This is a genomic window from Nocardioides sp. (assembly GCF_047606145.1).
Classification (GTDB): domain Bacteria; phylum Actinomycetota; class Actinomycetes; order Propionibacteriales; family Nocardioidaceae; genus Nocardioides.
The window spans coordinates 1-16,045 of the sequence record NZ_JASGET010000057.1 but is presented as its reverse complement, the minus strand read 5'-3'; the positions used below and the strand labels follow the sequence as shown (position 1 = coordinate 16,045).

General features: G+C 70.8%; 16 protein-coding genes. 10 read left to right on the top strand and 6 right to left on the bottom strand.

Features of this window, described 5'->3' with window-relative positions; genetic code table 11:
• Nucleotides 1–125 precede the first annotated feature (125 nt).
• Both QM638_RS07445 and QM638_RS07440 read right to left on the bottom strand, forming a co-directional pair.
• Complete coding sequence (locus QM638_RS07445) at nucleotides 126–596, bottom strand: Rv3235 family protein (RefSeq protein ID WP_415141320.1); 471 nt, start codon at nucleotides 594–596, stop codon at nucleotides 126–128.
• A 152-nt stretch (nucleotides 597–748) separates the two neighbouring features.
• Complete coding sequence (locus tag QM638_RS07440) at nucleotides 749–1,426, bottom strand: LysM peptidoglycan-binding domain-containing protein (protein WP_415141319.1); 678 nt, start codon at nucleotides 1,424–1,426, stop codon at nucleotides 749–751.
• A gap of 130 nt (nucleotides 1,427–1,556) precedes the next feature.
• Between QM638_RS07440 and QM638_RS07435 the strand changes: the two genes are divergently transcribed.
• Nucleotides 1,557–2,093: a hypothetical protein gene (locus QM638_RS07435; protein ID WP_415141318.1), complete on the top strand. Its 537-nt coding sequence runs from the start codon at nucleotides 1,557–1,559 to the stop codon at nucleotides 2,091–2,093.
• Between the two features lie 20 nt (nucleotides 2,094–2,113).
• Here the strand turns inward: QM638_RS07435 and QM638_RS07430 are convergent, their stop codons facing one another.
• From QM638_RS07430 to QM638_RS07415, 4 genes are read right to left on the bottom strand one after another with little or no spacing between them, the layout of a single operon-like run.
• Nucleotides 2,114–2,443 (bottom strand): sec-independent translocase, encoded by a 330-nt coding sequence (locus QM638_RS07430; RefSeq protein WP_415141317.1) that lies wholly within the window; start codon nucleotides 2,441–2,443, stop codon nucleotides 2,114–2,116.
• A gap of 23 nt (nucleotides 2,444–2,466) precedes the next feature.
• The gene (locus tag QM638_RS07425; RefSeq protein WP_415141316.1) at nucleotides 2,467–3,630 is read right to left on the bottom strand and encodes an Mrp/NBP35 family ATP-binding protein; all 1,164 of its coding nucleotides are present in this window, start codon (nucleotides 3,628–3,630) and stop codon (nucleotides 2,467–2,469) included.
• A gap of 44 nt (nucleotides 3,631–3,674) precedes the next feature.
• Nucleotides 3,675–4,190: a DUF1003 domain-containing protein gene (locus QM638_RS07420; RefSeq protein WP_415141315.1), complete on the bottom strand. Its 516-nt coding sequence runs from the start codon at nucleotides 4,188–4,190 to the stop codon at nucleotides 3,675–3,677.
• Nucleotides 4,183–5,496 (bottom strand): magnesium transporter MgtE N-terminal domain-containing protein, encoded by a 1,314-nt coding sequence (locus QM638_RS07415; protein ID WP_415141314.1) that lies wholly within the window; start codon nucleotides 5,494–5,496, stop codon nucleotides 4,183–4,185. Before QM638_RS07415 ends, QM638_RS07420 begins: the two co-directional genes overlap by 8 nt.
• 74 nt (nucleotides 5,497–5,570) lie before the next feature.
• On the opposite strand from QM638_RS07415, the gene QM638_RS07410 reads away from it, so the two are divergent.
• From QM638_RS07410 to QM638_RS07370, 9 genes are all read left to right on the top strand, one after another.
• Nucleotides 5,571–6,101 carry a hypothetical protein gene (locus tag QM638_RS07410; RefSeq protein ID WP_415141313.1) on the top strand — a complete coding sequence of 177 codons (531 nt, stop codon included), beginning with the start codon at nucleotides 5,571–5,573 and terminating at the stop codon, nucleotides 6,099–6,101.
• Nucleotides 6,102–6,201: 100 nt separating this feature from the next.
• A complete protein-coding gene (locus QM638_RS07405) occupies nucleotides 6,202–7,716 on the top strand; it encodes a phospholipase D-like domain-containing protein (protein ID WP_415141312.1) in 1,515 nt (504 codons plus the stop codon).
• A 12-nt stretch (nucleotides 7,717–7,728) separates the two neighbouring features.
• Nucleotides 7,729–9,285, top strand: coding sequence for a class I SAM-dependent methyltransferase (locus QM638_RS07400; RefSeq protein ID WP_415141311.1), 1,557 nt, complete (start codon nucleotides 7,729–7,731; stop codon nucleotides 9,283–9,285).
• Nucleotides 9,282–9,506 (top strand): DUF6752 domain-containing protein, encoded by a 225-nt coding sequence (locus tag QM638_RS07395; RefSeq protein ID WP_415141310.1) that lies wholly within the window; start codon nucleotides 9,282–9,284, stop codon nucleotides 9,504–9,506. The genes QM638_RS07400 and QM638_RS07395 overlap by 4 nt, the downstream gene beginning before the upstream one ends.
• Before the next feature lie 11 nt (nucleotides 9,507–9,517).
• Nucleotides 9,518–10,678, top strand: a complete 1,161-nt coding sequence (locus QM638_RS07390) for a hypothetical protein (RefSeq protein ID WP_415141309.1) — start codon at nucleotides 9,518–9,520, stop codon at nucleotides 10,676–10,678.
• A gap of 236 nt (nucleotides 10,679–10,914) precedes the next feature.
• Entirely contained in the window at nucleotides 10,915–12,285 is a 1,371-nt protein-coding gene (locus QM638_RS07385; protein ID WP_415141308.1) for an endonuclease/exonuclease/phosphatase family protein, read from the top strand.
• A 159-nt stretch (nucleotides 12,286–12,444) separates the two neighbouring features.
• Nucleotides 12,445–13,332 carry a glycosyltransferase family 2 protein gene (locus tag QM638_RS07380; RefSeq protein ID WP_415141307.1) on the top strand — a complete coding sequence of 296 codons (888 nt, stop codon included), beginning with the start codon at nucleotides 12,445–12,447 and terminating at the stop codon, nucleotides 13,330–13,332.
• Nucleotides 13,333–13,571: 239 nt separating this feature from the next.
• On the top strand, nucleotides 13,572–14,972 hold the full coding sequence (locus QM638_RS07375) for a phospholipase D-like domain-containing protein (RefSeq protein ID WP_415141306.1): 1,401 nt from the start codon (nucleotides 13,572–13,574) through the stop codon (nucleotides 14,970–14,972).
• A gap of 75 nt (nucleotides 14,973–15,047) precedes the next feature.
• A partial coding sequence (locus tag QM638_RS07370) for a hypothetical protein (protein WP_415141305.1) occupies nucleotides 15,048–16,045 on the top strand: 998 nt, incomplete at its 3' end.

The window sequence follows — 16,045 nt, the reverse complement described above, 5'->3', positions numbered from 1 at the left end:
GCCGGCGGGCTCCCCGATGGGGGCGGTCGAGGCCGCGGTGCGGCAGGCGCTCGGGCGGGTGCGCGAGTAGCGCGCTGCTGCGCCGCCATCGTGCGCCGACTCGGCGGGTCCGGCAGGCACCCGGCTCAGGAGAACTCGAGCGCGGTGCACAGCCACCGCTCGGTCCGCCACTCGAACCGGCCGGCGATCGCCCGGGAGCGGGCGCCGTAGCGGACCCGGAAGCAGGCCTCGACCACTCCCTCGACCACCGCGGTGACATGCACGCCGACGACCTTGGGGCGCACCGGCTGCACCCGGCTCTGCCCGGCATGGTGTCGCCCGGCCCGGGCGACCAGCTGCGCCCGCCGGCTCAGGTCCTGGTAGACCCGCTGATCGGTCCAGCGGACCAGCTGGGCCACCGGCCGGTCGCCGCCGACGATCTCCACCGCCGCCTGTGCGAACCGACCGGCCCAGGACGTCAGCCGGTCCTCGGGCGGTGGCCCGCTCGGCGCGGGCTGTGGCAGCAGCACCGGTGGCTCGGTGCGCGGCTGGAGCTCCAGCGCCAGCGTGCCCTGCACCGCGGCGAGCGGCACCCGCGGCCGGGGGAGCTCGATCACCGTCGGTACGCCGGCCGATGGCCCGGCCGACGGGACGGGAGACGGCACGGGGGACGGGGCGCGAGGCGGGACGGGAGAGAGGTGTTGCGGCGGCATCGTGACTCCTTCGAGCTCGGTGTACGCGGGTGGTCGGTCGGTGCTGTCCGGGTCGCCTAGCGCTCCGGCGGCGGGTGCAGGATCTGACCGGGGCGCACCACGTCCGGGTCGTCTCCGATGACGGCCCGGTTGCGGCGATACAGGTCGCGCCAGGCGCGGTCGATCTGGGCGGCGGTCGCGTCCGGTGGCAGCCGCGCGGCGGCGATGGACCACAACGAGTCGCCCGCCCGTACGACGACCGGGGTCGGGCGCCGAGGATCACGATCGCCCCGGTCCGGCTCGTCGCCCCGGTCCGGCTCGGTGGCGCGGTCGGGGAAGGGCAGTCCGGCCAGTCGCGCGTGCGGATCACCGTGCGTCCCGTGATCGCCGGCGGTCTCGGCCGGGGCGGCGAACCCCGGGGCGGCGACGGCGGAGGTGATCGCCAGGCCGCACAGCAGCAGCACGACTCGACGTACGGCCGCCGGCACACCAGGCAGGCTCCGCGGCCGCTGCGGTGACTCCGGGCGGTGCAGCTCCACCGCGATCACCACGGTGGTGACCACCCACAGCCACAGCGCGCACCCCAACAGCACCCAGCTCGCCGCAGCCACCAGCAGGGCGTCGAAGCCGGTGGCCACCCCCGAGTGGTCCGCGGACCGCACGCCGGGCAGGACCGGATCCAGCAGCAGCCACAGCGCGCAGACGAGCGCGCCGGCGGCCGACCAGACCGCGAGACACCGTGCCGCTCGACCCACGCGCCACCCCCGAGGCGATCAATCATTACGTTTACGCTTGTTTGCTTATGAAAAGCTCTGCTTACACTCGTAGTCAATGGGTTGGCGGTGATCTGTGGATAACGATCGCGCGCCGTGACAGGGTGCAGCCATGGCATGGGAGGAGGAGCTGTTCGGGCTCTTCGACGAGCTCGAGGCCCAGGCTGCGGCCGCCTACGCGCTCGATCGCGAGGCGGAGTTGGCCGACCGGAGCCGGGCGGAGTACGCCGAGGTGACCCTCGCCGGCCGGCTGATGGCGAGTCTGGACACCGAGATCGTCCTCGGGGTGCTCGGGGTGGGCGACGTCGCCGGCCGCCTGCAACGGGTCGGCCGGGGCTGGGCGCTGCTCACCGGTGCGAGCGCCGACTGGGTGGTGGAGCTGCAGGCGGTCGGCGCGGTCGGGGGCGCCTCGGAGCGTGCGGTGCCGCAGATCGCCTGGCCGGCGTACGCCCGGCTCGGGCTGGGCTCAGCGCTGCGCCGGCTGGCCGAGGCCGGGGAGCGGTGCGTGCTGCACCGCCGCGACGGCGTGCGTCACGATGGCACCCTGCGGCGGGTCGGCGCCGACTTCGTCGAAGTGGTCACCGGCGAACCGGCACACGTCGTGCTGCTGACCTTCGAGACGCTCGCCGCCGTGCAGAGTCGCAGCTGAGACAGGAGCCGACGGCTGACTCAGGTGGCCTCGTCGTCGTACGGCGGCCGCTCGCCGGCCATCAGGGGCTTGGGCGCCTTGGCCGTCGCCTCCTCGGCGTCGAGGTCGTCGAGCGCCTCCTGGATCTGCTTGGTGATGATCTTGCGCGGGTCGAGGTCGCTCAGCTCGAGGTCGGCGAACTCCGGGCCGAGCTCGTCGCGCAGCTCGTCGCGGGCGTTGTTCGCCATGGCCCGCACCTGGCGCACCAGCCGGGCGGCCTGCCGGGCGAGGTCGGGGAGCTTGTCCGGCCCGAGCACCAGTACGGCGACGAACGCGATCACCGCCAACTCGGCGAACCCGATCCCAAACACGCGCCGAACCTACTGCATGTTCCCTAGAGCCGAGACGCCGGAGTCAGCCCGAGCTGCATCCCGGCCAGTCCGCGGCCACGTCCGGACAGGCTGCGGGCGATCTCCACCAGCACGCCGGCGGCTCGCGAGTCCGGGTCGGCGGTCACGATCGGGGTGCCGGCGTCGCCGCCCTCGCGCAGCGCCGGCTCGAGCGGAATCTGGCCGAGCAGCGGCACCTGGGTCCCGAATCGGTGGGAGAGGGTGTCGGCGACACGTTGCCCGCCGCCGGTGCCGAAGATCTCCAGCCGATGTTCCACGCCCTGCTCCGCGCAGTGCGGGCACGGCAGCCAGGACATGTTCTCCACCACGCCGACGACTCGCTGATGCATCATCTCGGCCATCGTCCCCGCACGTTCGGCGACCTCGGCCGCCGCCTCCTGCGGGGTGGTGACCACCAGGATCTCCGCGTTCGGCAGGTGCTGGCCGAGCGAGATGGCGATGTCGCCGGTGCCGGGCGGCAGGTCGAGCAGCAGCGCGTCCAGGTCGCCCCAATAGACGTCGGAGAGCATCTGCACCAGGGCCCGGTCGAGCATCGGACCGCGCCAGGCGACCACCTGGTCGCGGCGCGGTTTCAGCATCCCGATGGAGATCACCGAGACGCCGGAGGCGGTCGGCACCGGCATGATCAGGTCCTCCACCTGGGTCGGCCGGGCGTCGGCCACGCCGAGCATCGCCGGGACGGAGTGGCCGTAGATGTCGGCGTCCACCACGCCGACCTTGAGGCCCTGGGCGGCCAGGGCGAGCGCCAGGTTGACGGTGACCGACGACTTGCCCACCCCGCCCTTGCCGGACGCGATGGCGAACACCTTGGTCAGCGATCCGGGCTGGGCGAACGGGATCTCCCGCTGCGCCTGCCCGCCGGCGAGCTGGTCACGCATCTGCTGGCGCTGCTCGGCGCTCATCACGCCCAGCTCCAGCTCGACCCCGGTGACCCCGTCCACCTTCTCCAGCGCGGCGGTGGCGTCGGTGTTGATCGTGTCCTTCAGCGGACAGCCGGCGACGGTCAGCAACACCTTGGCGCGCACCAGCCCGGTGTCGTCGACCGAGACCGACTCCACCATCCCGAGCTCGGTGATGGGTCGCTTGATCTCGGGGTCGTTGACGGTGGCCAGGGCGGCGTTGACGCGGTCCAGAAGGGTGTTGCTCACAAGGAACAACCCTACGTGCCTCCGGCGTCACCGCGGCGCCGAGGTCAGCCCCCGGTCGGCTCCCCGGGTATGACGCCGCGCTCCTCCATCTCCTCGAGCAGCGCACGCAGCTCGGAGCGGAGGTAGTCCCGGGTGGCGACCTCGCCCAGTGCCATCCGCAGCGAGGCCGTCTCCCGGGCCAGGAACTCCATGTCGGCCTGCGACTGCGCGTTGACCCGGCGGTCCTGGTCGGCGATCACCCGGTCGCGGTCCTCCTGTCGGTTCTGCGCCAACAGGATCAGCGGAGCGGCGTAGGAGGCCTGCAGGCTGAGCATCAGGGTCAGGAAGATGAACGGGTAGTCGTCGAAGCGCAGGTGCCGGGGGGCGAGCGCGTTCCAGCCGATCCAGACCACCACGAAGCCGGTCATCCACAGCAGGAACCGGGCCGTGCCCATGTAACGGGCGAACTTCTCCGCGAAGACGCCGAACGTGTCAGGGCTCAGCACCGGCCGGCGGACCAGTGGGCGCCTGGTCTCGCGAGGGGTGTCCAGCCGGGTCCGGGCGGCGCGCGGCTCAGCCATGGGAGATCCTCGGCGTGGTGCGGGTGACGATCTGCTGCGGTCCGGTCTGGGCGCGCTGCGGCCGGGTCCGGATGGTCTCCTCGCGCCAGTTCTCCGGCAGCAGGTGGTCGAGCAGGTCGTCCACGGTGACAGCGCCCACCAGATGCCCCAGCTCGTCGACCACCGGCGCGGCGACCAGGTTGTAGGTGGCCAGGTGGGTGGCCACCTGGCCGATGGTGTCCTCGGGGCGCAGCGACTCCATCGAGTCGTCCAGCGCGCCGGCCACCAGCCCTGAGGGCGGCTCGCGCAGCAGCCGTTGGATGTGGGCGACGCCGAGGAACTTCCCGGTCGGCGTCTCGAGCGGTGGCCGGCACACGTAGACGACGGCCGCCTGGGCCGGGGTCAGCTCGGGGTTGCGGACGTGCGCCAGCGCGTCGGCGATGGTCGCGTCCGGTCCGAGGATGACGGGCTCGGCGGTCATCATCGCGCCGGCGGTGTTCTCGGCGTACGACATCAGCCGGCGTACGTCCTCGGCCTCGTCGGGCTCCATCAGCGCCAGCAGGGTGGCGGCGGTGTCGGCCGGCAGGTCCGCGATCAGGTCGGCGGCGTCCTCCGGCGACATCTCCTCCAACACGTCCGCGGCACGCTCGGAGTCGAGGTCGGCGACGATCTCGACCTGGTCGTCCTCGGGCAGCTCCTCGAGCACCTCCGCGAGCCGCTCGTCGTCGAGCGCGGCGATCACCTGCCGGCGCCGCTCCGGTGGCAGCTCGTGCAGCATGGTGGCCGCGTCGGCCGGTCGCATCTCGGCGATCGCCTGCACCAGATGGGTCGCGCCCTGGGTGGGCGAGCGCTGCGCCAGACCGGTGACGTCGCTCCACTCCACCACATGGGTCTGACCGCGGCGCCGGAGTCCCTTGGCCGCCTCCTGGATCGCGACCCGGGAGAGCACCCAGTCCCGGTTCCGGGCCTGCTCCATGCCGACGTCGTAGACCACGCCGACCACGCCGGTCGAGGTCACCCGTACCTGCCGGTCGAACATCTGCCCGATCACCAGGGTCTCGGTGGAGCGCTGCTGGAAGCGCCGCATGTTGAGCAGGCCGGTGGTGTAGACCTGCCCGGCGTCGATGTTGGTGACCCGGGTCATCGGCACGAAGATGCGACGGCGGCCGAACACCTCGGCGACCAGGCCGAGCACCCGCGGCTGGCTGGTGTCGGAGCGCATCGCCACCACCAGGTCGCGGACCTTGCCGACCTGTTCGCCCTGCGGGTCGAAGATCGGAAGACCGACCAGTCGAGCCGCATAGACACGGGCGGAGGAGGTGCTCACGTGCCAACGGTAGGGCATCGCGCGGCCGTGCCGGCTCCGGGCACACGGTCGGTCCACTGCGTATGCTCGTAGGCATGCCGAACACCTCACCACGCTCGATGGCCACGCGAACGGACCGGGTGAGTCACGACCCGAGTCTCGTCCAGCTCGGACCCACCGATGGCGCCCGCCGGCCGTTCGGCGGATCCCGGAGCCGGCTCGCGGCGGCGGTGATCGCGGCGGTGTTGCCGATCGCGCTCGCCGCCTGCGGATCCTCCGGGTCGGAGGCGGACGACTCGTCGGCGTCGGTGAGCGCCACCGGGTCCTCCTCGTCGGCCGGATCGTCGGGGTCCTCGGACTCGGCGAGCTCCTCGCCCGCCCCCGCCGACTGGGCCGACTGCGAGGACGTCTGGGTGGACGGCGCGACCCTCCCCAAGCGCTACCAGGGCTGTGCCGCGGACGGCGTGGCGGTGCCGGCGGACAAGGTCGCGTGCTCCTCGGGCCAGTCGCTCATCATCTACGGCGACCACTTCTACGCGGTCGCGGGCGGCACCATCACCGAGACCAAGAAGGTCCTGCGTAACAGTCCGGTGTACACGAAGTCGGTCGCGACGTGTCGAGGCTGATCCGTACATTTACGTCGGGTACAGTCGCCCCGTCACGCGGCTGACGTGACCCGGTCGGGGGGACCGGCCGAGACCTTTTCCGCGATGAACGGTTGCTGCGGTGACCGGGCTGGAGTTCAAGCTGATGCGCAAGACCCACCGTCTCTTGGCGCCCTGTGCGCTCGTCCTGGCAGTCCTGGTGGGGCTGACCCTCGCCGACTCGGCCGGTGCGACGCCGCTGGCCGCCGGCTCCGCGACGACCACGGTCACCGCCGACGCCGGGGTGGCCACGGTCGCGAACGTGGCCGCGAAGAAGTCCACCAAGAAGAAGTCCAAGAAGGCCTTCCGGTTGCACGGTGGCGCCGTCTTCAACAGCGCCACCGGCGGCAACGCGGCCAAGTACCGGATCAACAACAAGCTCAAGGCCGCGATCGACCACGCCCGCAAGGGCAGCTGGATCCGGATCATGTCGTGGAACATCATGAGCAAGGCCGCGACCGACCACCTGCTCAAGGCGCAGAAGCGCGGCGTCACGATCCACGTGCTGATGGATGCCAGCAACTGGAGCAACAAGGTGCCCAACCCCCAGTTCCGCCGGCTCAAGGCCGGCCTGCGCAAGGGCAACAAGGCGAAGTCGGCCGTCGGCCACAGCGCCGCCAAGGTCTGCCACAACTCCTGCCGTGGCAAGGGCGGTGCCGCTCACGCCAAGTACTACCTCTTCGGCCACTCCGGCAAGTCCAAGCAGGTGGTGATGGAGGGCTCGGCGAACCTCACCCTCGCCGCCGCGCGCAACCAGTGGAACGACCTGTACACCTGGATCGGCCGGAAGAACCTCTACAACTTCGCCGTCGGCATCTTCGACCAGGCCTGGCACGACAAGGCCGTCAAGAACCAGTGGCAGCAGTTCACCACCGGTCCGTTCACGCTGGCCTACTCGCCGGACAAGGGCAAGAACTTCATCGGCAACAACGTCACCCGGATCCTCTCCCAGGTCAAGTGCAAGGGCGCCACCAACACCGGCAACCACCGCACCGTGATCCGGCTCTTCCCGGACGTGATGCGCGGCAAGCGCGGACTGAAGAACGCCCGGCAGATCAAGGCGCTGTGGAACAAGGGCTGCAACGTCAAGGTCGGCTACACCGTGCTGAGCTACAAGGCGCACGCCGTGCTCACCAGCACCAGCGGCCGCGGCAAGGTGCCGCTCAAGCACATGGTCCAGGACTTCAACGGTGACGGCCAGTTCGACAACTACTTCCACCTCAAGGTGCTCACCGTGCGCGGCGTGATCGGCAGCGACAAGCACGCCTACAAGATGACCCAGGGCTCCTCGAACCTGTCGGGCCTGGCCTCGCTCTCGGATGAGAACATCGGCATCTTCACCAAGAAGTCGCTGGTCAAGAAGTACGAGAAGCACCTCAGCTACTGGTACGCCCACGCACCGCGGGCCTCGACGGCCTCGACCATCTCCTCGGCCGGTGCCGCGGCCCGGACGATGACCCTGTCAGCGCGCACCCTGCTCACCCCGAGTGGTCGCCCGGCGGCCGACTCCGACGGCTACATCGCACCAGGCACCAAGGTGATCAGCCCGACGACCGGCAAGGTGGTCAACCCGTACGCCAACGTCGACGCGGACTAGGTGGACTAGTCGGTGACGGACGCGTCGCCCGTTCGCCGGGTGGACGGGGAGAGGATCGTTCTCGACCTGGCCGACGACCGGGTCGTGGACGTCCTCTTCGACGGACGCCGGGTCTGGTCGTTCTGGTCACGGCGTGACACCGAGCGGTCCGGCGGCGCCCGGACGGTGCCCTGGCCGGCGCCGCTGCGCAGGTTCCTGCGTGGCGTCTCGCTGATCACCATCCGCGAGACGGTTTCGGGCGAGGTGCTCTTCGAGCGGGAGATCGCGTTCGGGGAGGTGGATCCGGGAGCGGTCGATGTCCCGCGGGTGGCGATCGTCAACCGGTCCGGGCAGCCCCTCAGCCTGGACAAGGACGGCCGGCTCGGCGCCACCTTCGGCGAGCGGGGCGAGGACGAGACCAGGCCGTTGCTGGACGCCATCGACGAGGTCCTCGGCGTGCTGGGCGACCTGGGAGTGGAGGCGTTCCTGGCGTACGGCACCCTGCTGGGCGCCGTACGCGAGGGGAACCTGCTCGGGCACGACTCGGACGCCGACCTGGGCTACGTCTCGGCGCAGACCACGCCGGTCGAGGTGATCCGGGAGTCCTTCCAGCTGCAGCGCCAGGTCGCCGCTCGGGGCTACCGGACCCAGCGCTACAGCGGGGCGGCCTTCAAGATCTACGTCGCCGAGGGGGACGGCCTCGTTCGCGGGCTCGACGTCTTCGGCGGATTCTTCGACGACGGCCTGCTCTACCTGATGGGCGAGGTCGGACACGAGTTCGCCCACGAGTGGATCTACCCGCTGGGCACCAGCCCGCTCGCCGGGCGGCGGTTCCCGACCCCGGCGGTGCCGGAGAAGCTGCTGGAGGCGATGTACGGTCCGGGCTGGCGGGTGCCCGACCCGGCGTTCAAGTTCGACAAGGACCCGCGCACCCAGCAGCGCCTCAACGGCTGGTTCCGCGGCATCACCGTCGACATGCGCAACTGGGACCGCACCTACAGCAAGAAACGGCGCCGGCTGCCGCGCAAGAGGCCGTCCGAGCTGGCCCGGCTGGTGCTCCAGGAGACCACGCCGGAGACGCGTGTGCTCGACGTCGGCGCGGGTCGCGGCCGGGACGCCTGGTTCCTTGCCCGACGCGGTCGCCAGGTGACGGCGTACGACTATCTGCCGAAGGCGTCCACCGCGGTCCAGGAGGCGGTCGAGCGACGCCAGCTCCCGCTGGAGGTGCGGCGGCTCAATCTGCTCGAGCTCCGCTCGGTGCTGGGCGAGGGCGCCCGGATCGCTCAGGGTGCCCAGCCGCGGGCGATCCTGGCGGTGCACTGCCTGGATGCGACCTACCAGCTCGGGCGCGAGGGGTTCATGCGGTTCGCCGCGATGTCGCTGCGCGGGGGAGGGCGGCTGTACGCCGACTTCTTCACCCGGAAGACGCCCAGCGACTTCCTCGCCTCGACGTGGCCGATCAGGACCGACGAGGTGGTGCGGCTGGTGGAGCAGTACGGCGGGACTATCCTCAAGACCTCAGAGCGGTCCGTCACCCGGCACGGTGGCAGCGAAGCGGCGATAGGACGAGTGGTGGCACAGTGGACGTGAAGTCGCGGGTCAAGTCGATCCTGGACCGGCGCACGGATCCGCGGATCGTGGAGCTCGAGACGAAGGTCAAGGCCCTGGAGCAGGACGTCACCGAGCTCCGGCGGCACTACCTGCGGATGGCCGAGCTGACCGACGTCGTCCAGGAGCTGCTCATCCCGATGGCCTCGCGCGACGAGGAGGCCATCGCGGCGGCCATCGCGAAGTTCAACGCGAGCCTGTAGGCGGGCCGGCGGTGGCGAGCCAGGTCTACCTCCACCTCGGTCTGCCCAAGACCGCGACCACCTATCTGCAGACGATCGTGTGGACCGCGCGCAACCGGCTGCGTGCCGACGGGCTGCTGCTCCCCGGTCGCGAACGCCGCGACCATCTGTGGGCCAGTCGCGAGATCCGTGGTGACCGGCACCTCGACCGGCTGCCCGCACGGGCCGCCACCGCCTGGACCCGGTTGCGCGAGGAGCTCGCCCGGTGGCCACGGCGGGGGCTGATCAGCCACGAGTTCTTCGCCGCCGCGAGCGCTGCCCAGGCCGCGTCCATGGTGGCCGCGTTGGCGCCCGCCGAGGTCCATCTGGTCCTCACCGCCCGTGAGCCGCTCGGACTGTTCACCGCCAGCTGGCAGGAGAGCCTGAAGAACCGCGCCACCGAGCCGATCGGCAGCTACTCCCGCGAGGTCGCCACCAGCCCGATGCGGGTGTGGAACTGGCGTGCCCTCGACCTCCGGCTGGTGCTGGAACGCTGGGGACAGGCGGTGCCCGCCGAGCGGATCCACATCCTGCCGCTCGACACCACCGCCGCCCGGGAGGAGATCTGGCACCGCTTCGGTGGTCTGCTGGGGCTCGCCACCGCCGACTACGACCTGTCGGCGTCCTTCCCCAACGAGTCGATGGGCGTGGTGGAGGCCGAGACCCTGCGCCGGATCAACCTCGCCCTGACCGGTGCCGCCGGCGGCACCGAGCCACCGCTGCCGCACGCCTTCGCCCACGCCTTCGACAAGGGTGTCTACCTGCGCACGTTCCTCGCCGACGAGCGGCTGGTGCCGCGGCGCGGCGAGCGCTTCTGGCCGCCGGCGGACCGGGTCACCGAGTGCCGACAGCGCGGCGAGGAGGCGGTCGCGCACATCCGGCGGCACGGGTACGACGTGGTCGGCGACCTGGACCGGCTACTGGTCCCGGCCGAGCTGCCGGACCGTCGTACGCCGGAGTCGGTGACCGACGCGGAGGTGGCGGAGGTGGCGACCTGGCTGGTCGCCCACCTGCTCGGCGATGTCCGGCAGCTGCGTACCGCACCGGCCACGCCGGATGGCCGGGCAGCGGATGCGAGCGGCGACGGGGCCCGCGGCGAGGGGGCGGGGTCGATGGCCGGCCGGGTACGGCGCTGGCTGCCCGGCGCCCGCTGAGACCGCGTCCCGCTGAGCCTGGGTCCACCTGCGTCGCCGGACCTGCCCGCGGAGCGCCGTCCCGATCGGCACCGGTCACCGGCGCCGAGCAGCCGGGATAGTCGGGATAGTCGGGATAGTCGGGCGCTGTCGAATTACATTTCTGTAGTTCGACAGAAGTTATTGCGAGTTGCTGATGTGACTGTTGGGATTCATGGTGTTCGGCTCCCACTCCCTTTCTGCGAAGGTCCCCGGTCGTGAGAAATTCCCCCCTGCCTGCCCTCGCGCGCCCGCGCGTCATCGTGCTGCTGGCCGTCGTCCTCCTGCTGGGCCTGGTCTCGGCCGCGAACGGTCCCGGCGGCTCCGCGACGCGGGCCGACACGACGCGGGCCGACACGACGTTGGCGGCCTCCACGACCAGCACGATCAGGGTCGTCCAGGCGAATCTGCGCTCGCCGCAGTCGGTCGCGCACTTCCAGGCCGATGTGAAGACGGTGCTCGCCCAGAAGCCGGACATCATCACCTACAACGAGGTCGCGCACCGCAACGACGCGGTGCTGGCGCCGGGCTCCTACGACATGTTCCGAACCCCGGGTCAGTACACCGGCGAGACGGCGGTCGCCTGGAACTCGAAGGTGTGGACGGCCGTCGCCACCGGCACCCAGATGATCAGCAACAGCAGCCTCAAGACCAAGCGGCAGAAGGTCAAGCTCGGGATGCGCTACGCCAACTGGGCGACCCTGCAGTCGACCGACGGCCGGGTGGTCTCGGTGGTCTCGGTGCACACGCCGCCGAAGGAGTACCCGGTCAAGAGGTTCCTGGTGCCCTCGATCAAGCGGACGGCCGCGCTGGTGGCCAAGCTCGGCGCCTCGGGGCCGGTCATCATCGGCGGTGACTTCAACATGCAGTACCACGGCGCCAGGTACGCCAAGGGCGTCCTCGCCAGCGCCGACATGACGCCGACCTTCGACGTCTTGGGCAGCTCCATGGCGACCCACGACGGCGGTGGCACCATCGACTACGTCTTCCTGCACTCGGCCGCACAGTTCACCGTGGCGGATCAGTACACCAAGGAGCTGCACTCCGATCACGACCTGCTCGGTGTCGACCTGGCCCTGGCCGGCACCACCACCAACACCGGGATCGTGGCCGGCACGCTGACCAACAACCCGGCCTCGAACCCGCGCGCCGTGGTCAGCCGGATCATTCGCACGCTCAACTCCGCACCCCAGGGCTCCGCGGTCCACCTGGCCACCCGCAGCATCCAGGGATCGACCCTGGTGCGCGCGATCCTCAACGCCGACGCCCGCGGCGTGAAGGTGCAGGTGCTCACCGGGGACCGCAAGCCGAACGCCGCCGAGCGGAAGCTCGCCAAGGTGCTTGGCACGCGGGTCAGCGCCCGCCGGTGGGCGGTCAACCGGCCGCACGGCTACCTGCGGCAGAAGCTGCCGGCGGCGGTGCTGCTGGCCAGTGAGTCGGCCGGCACGGCCGCGGTGACCCAGCGGATGAACCGTCCGCTCGTGCTCGCCAGCCAGCAGCTGACCACCCGGCTGGTCACCACCACGACGGTCTCGGCCTATGACCCCTACTTCGTGAAGTTCTTCGCCGCGGTCGGCCGTTCCGTATAGCGGTCGCCGACCGGCCGGATCCCGGGACCGGGGTGCGGCCGGCGGCGGCCCCCGTGTGCGGTACGACGGCGCTTCTTCCCGGACATGCTCCGGGCGACACAAGTCGTCTAGGCTCGCCCTCGACCGGACGCAGGACCGGCCGGTCGTGAGGGGAGAGGCATGTCGAAGGGGCTGCCCCGGGTCGCCGCCGTCACGATGGTGCGCAACGAGGGGCGAATGATCCACAAGTGGGTCGACTACTACGGAGCACAGCTCGGCGTCGACAGTCTCGTGGTCGTCGACGACAACTCCGACGACGGCTCCACCGACGCCCTCGGCTGCCGGGTCGAGCGGATCGCGCCGATCACCGGCGACTTCGAGCCCGCCCGGATGAAGATCGTCAACGAGGTCGGCCGCAGGCTGCTGCGCAAGCACGATGCGGTGATCTTCGCCGACGCGGACGAGTTCATCGTCCCGGACCCGGCCCGGTACGACGACCTGCGCGGCTTCGCCGCCGCCCGGCTGGACCGTCAGGCCGTCGGGGTGATGTGCCTGAACGTGGTCCATCACGTCGCGACCGAGGAGGCGCTGGACTTCACCCGGCCGGTGCTGGCCCAGCGCTCCCTGGTCAAGTTCATCCCACTGTTCTGCAAGCCGGCGCTGAAGTTCGTCGCCAACCCCTGGGCGGCGGCCTCGCACGGGCTCGCCGGGGCGAGCTTCGCGGTGGACCCGGAGCTGTTCATGTTCCACCTCAAGTTCGCCGACCGGGACCATCTGGCCGAGATCGCCGCACACCGGCGCTCGATGGTCGAGTTGGACGGACGCGCGTCGCTGACCAGTTGGCAGTTCACCTCCGACGAGATGCTCGACCTGCTCGACCGGCTCAACGAGGAGGTCGGCCCCGACCCGGCGGCGGTCGACGAGTTCGCCCCCTCGCCGGACCGTCTCGCCGAGATCGCCACGACCTTCCCGAACGGGCTCACCCGTGCCACCGGCGCGCGGATGGTGCCGGCGATGGAGCGACGCCCGTTCAAGCGGATCCCGGCCCGGTTCGCGCAGGCGGTCTGAGCCCCGTCGAGCCCCGGCACGCGGCGAGCTGGTCGGTGCGGGCCGTTGGTTCGGGCTGGTCGGTGCGGCCTCGGACCGGACGCTGATCACCCTCATCGGATATCGACGAGGCGCGAGGCCGAAATCGAATTACAGCCAGGTAATTCTCTGCTGCCTATTTACCTGGTGCTGGTGTTACTGGTGTGATCAGTGGGATCAATGTGACTCATGCTCCCACTGTCGTCACGAAAGAGGCACCCATGTCAGCCCCCGAGGTCCGTCGGCCACGTCGCACTGGGCTGCGGTCGACGCTGCGTCGTGCCGCGCTCGCCGCGGCCACCACCACCGCCGTGCTCGCGCCACTGGCGATCATCGATGCCACGTCGGTGACCTCCGCGCCGCAGCTGGCGGCGTCCTCGACGTACGTCGCACCCAAGATCCGCATCGTCCAGGCCAACATGAAGTCCAACCAGCCGGTCGGACACTTCCAGGCCGACGTGAAGACGGTGTTGGCGCAGCATCCCGACATCGTCACCTACAACGAGGTCGGCTATCGGTACAACGTCGTCCTGGCGCCCGGCCGGTACCGGATCTGGCGGACCCCGGGCCGGTTCAAGGGCGAGACGGCGGTCGCCTGGGACTCGCGGAAGTGGAAACTGCTCGACAAGGGCACCCGGATGGTCAGCGACAAGCACGGCAAGACCAAGCATCAGACCGTTCAGTGGGGCATCCGCTACGCCAACTGGGTCACCCTGCGCTCGCGCAGCACCGGCCGGACGATCTCGGTGGTCGCCGCGCACACGGCGCCTCGGTCCGCGGTGACCGACGGCCTGCTCAAGCCCTCGGTCAGGCGGATCGCGAAGCTGGTGGGCCAGCTCGCCGATCGTGGCCCGGTGGTCGTCGGCGGCGACTTCAACGTCGCCTACCACTCCTCGCTCTACCCGCGGAGCCTGCTCACCAAGGCCAGGATGGTGCCGACCTACGACGTGATCGGCAAGAACGTGGCCACCGGCAACCATCACGGGAACACGATCGACTACCTGTTCGTGCGCGGTGTGGCCCGGTTCGCGATGGGCAACCAGCGCGCGATCTCGCTGCACTCCGACCACAATGCGCTCGCTGTCGACTTCGCCCCGATGCCGTCGAGTACGTCGGCCAGCGCGGTCAGGTTCGGCGCCGGCACCGTGATGAGCGACCCGCGGGGCGCCGTCGCCGCCCGCCGGGTGGTGATGCGGACGGTGGTCAAGGCGATCAACAGTGCGCCGCGGCGGGCCACCGTCCACCTCGCCACCCAGCACCTGCGCACCCGGAACGTGATCAAGGCGCTCCGTGCGGCGCACCGCCGCGGGGTGCACGTGCAGCTGATCACCGGCGACCGGCACTCGACCCACGTCGACCGTCGGTTCGCCCGGTTGCTCGGCAGCAACGTCGGACACAAGAGCTGGGCGGTCCGGCGTCCGACCGCCTTCGACACCCTGCCCAGCACCGGGCTGTTGGTCTCCAAGAGCGGCGCCACCCCGGCCTTCCGGGTCACCGCCACCTCGGCCCTGGTGCCGTCGGTCAACGTCGGCGTCAAGCGCGCGTGGCTGAGCACCAGCAAGAGCTCCTACGACGCCCTGTTCCGCACGTTCTTCGCCGCCGTCGGGCGCACCGTCGGCTGAGTCCGGCGGCGCTCACGGCCGGTGTAGACCGGAGGGAGTGCCGGTTCACAGGGTTCTCTCATAGATTACGCCAGCGTGAGTGAGCCTCGCCGTCTGTTCCTGCACGTGGGTCTGCAGAAGACCGGAACCTCCTTCCTCCAGGCGGCGCTGCTGCGCAGTCGTGAGCGGCTGGCCGCGCACGGACTCGACGTGGTGCCCCCGACCAAGCAGCAGTGCTTCGAGTTGATGGTGGTGCTGCGCAACCGGTACCAGGACCATCGTGACCCGCGGTCGGACCAGAACACCCTCGACCGGTTCGTCGCCCAGCTCGCCGAGGCGTCCGGCTCGCGGGCCGTCTACAGCCAGGAGTCGATGGCCGCGATGAGTCCGGCCCAGGTCGAGCGGCTGTTGGCGCTGGTGCCCGACCGGGAGGTGCACGTCGTGCTCACCGTCCGGGACCTGGCCCGGCAGCTGCCCTCCTCCTGGCAACAGGAGCTCAAGGCCGGTGGGGTGGTCGACCTGCCGGCGTACCTCGAGAGGTTGCGGGAGTGCGAGCAGCACCGGCGTGCGCGCAACCCCTGGATCCACCTCGAGCCGCCCGCGGTCGCGGCACGCTGGGCGAAGGCGCTCGCGCCCGACCGGATCCATCTGGTCACGGTGCCGCCGCGAGGGGAGTCGGCGGCGTTGTTGCCGGAGCGGTTCGCGCGGGTGCTCGGCATCGATGCCGACCTGCTCGAACCGGAGGAGCATCCGGTGAACTTCTCCCTGGGTTATCCGCAGGCCGAGTTCCTGCGGCGGGTCAACGCCGACCTGCCGGAGCTCGCCCATCGGCGCCATCTCTACCGTGACGTGGTCAAGATCGGCTTCGCCGCGCAGATCCTCGCGCCGCAGCACGGCCGTCGCATCCTGGTGCCGGAGCGGTACCGCGACTGGTGTGAGTCGGTGACCGAGCGGCAGGTCGACGAGCTCACCGCTGCCGGCTACGCGATCGAGGGCACGCTGGCCGATCTGGCCGTCACCGAGGAGGTGTTCGGCCCCGCGGACGACGCACCGGGCGAGGCCGAGGTGGCCGCCGCCGCGGCCGCCGCGGCGGC

What these genes read in the sequence shown, in the direction of transcription:
- QM638_RS07420 (WP_415141315.1), bottom strand. Translation starts at nt 4,190, where the DNA reads ATGGCTGAGCCGCGCGCCGCCCGGACCCGGCTGGACACCCCTCGCGAG.
- QM638_RS07410 (WP_415141313.1), top strand. Translation starts at nt 5,571, where the DNA reads ATGCCGAACACCTCACCACGCTCGATGGCCACGCGAACGGACCGGGTG.
- QM638_RS07435 (WP_415141318.1), top strand. Translation starts at nt 1,557, where the DNA reads ATGGCATGGGAGGAGGAGCTGTTCGGGCTCTTCGACGAGCTCGAGGCC.
- QM638_RS07375 (WP_415141306.1), top strand. Translation starts at nt 13,572, where the DNA reads ATGTCAGCCCCCGAGGTCCGTCGGCCACGTCGCACTGGGCTGCGGTCG.
- QM638_RS07380 (WP_415141307.1), top strand. Translation starts at nt 12,445, where the DNA reads ATGTCGAAGGGGCTGCCCCGGGTCGCCGCCGTCACGATGGTGCGCAAC.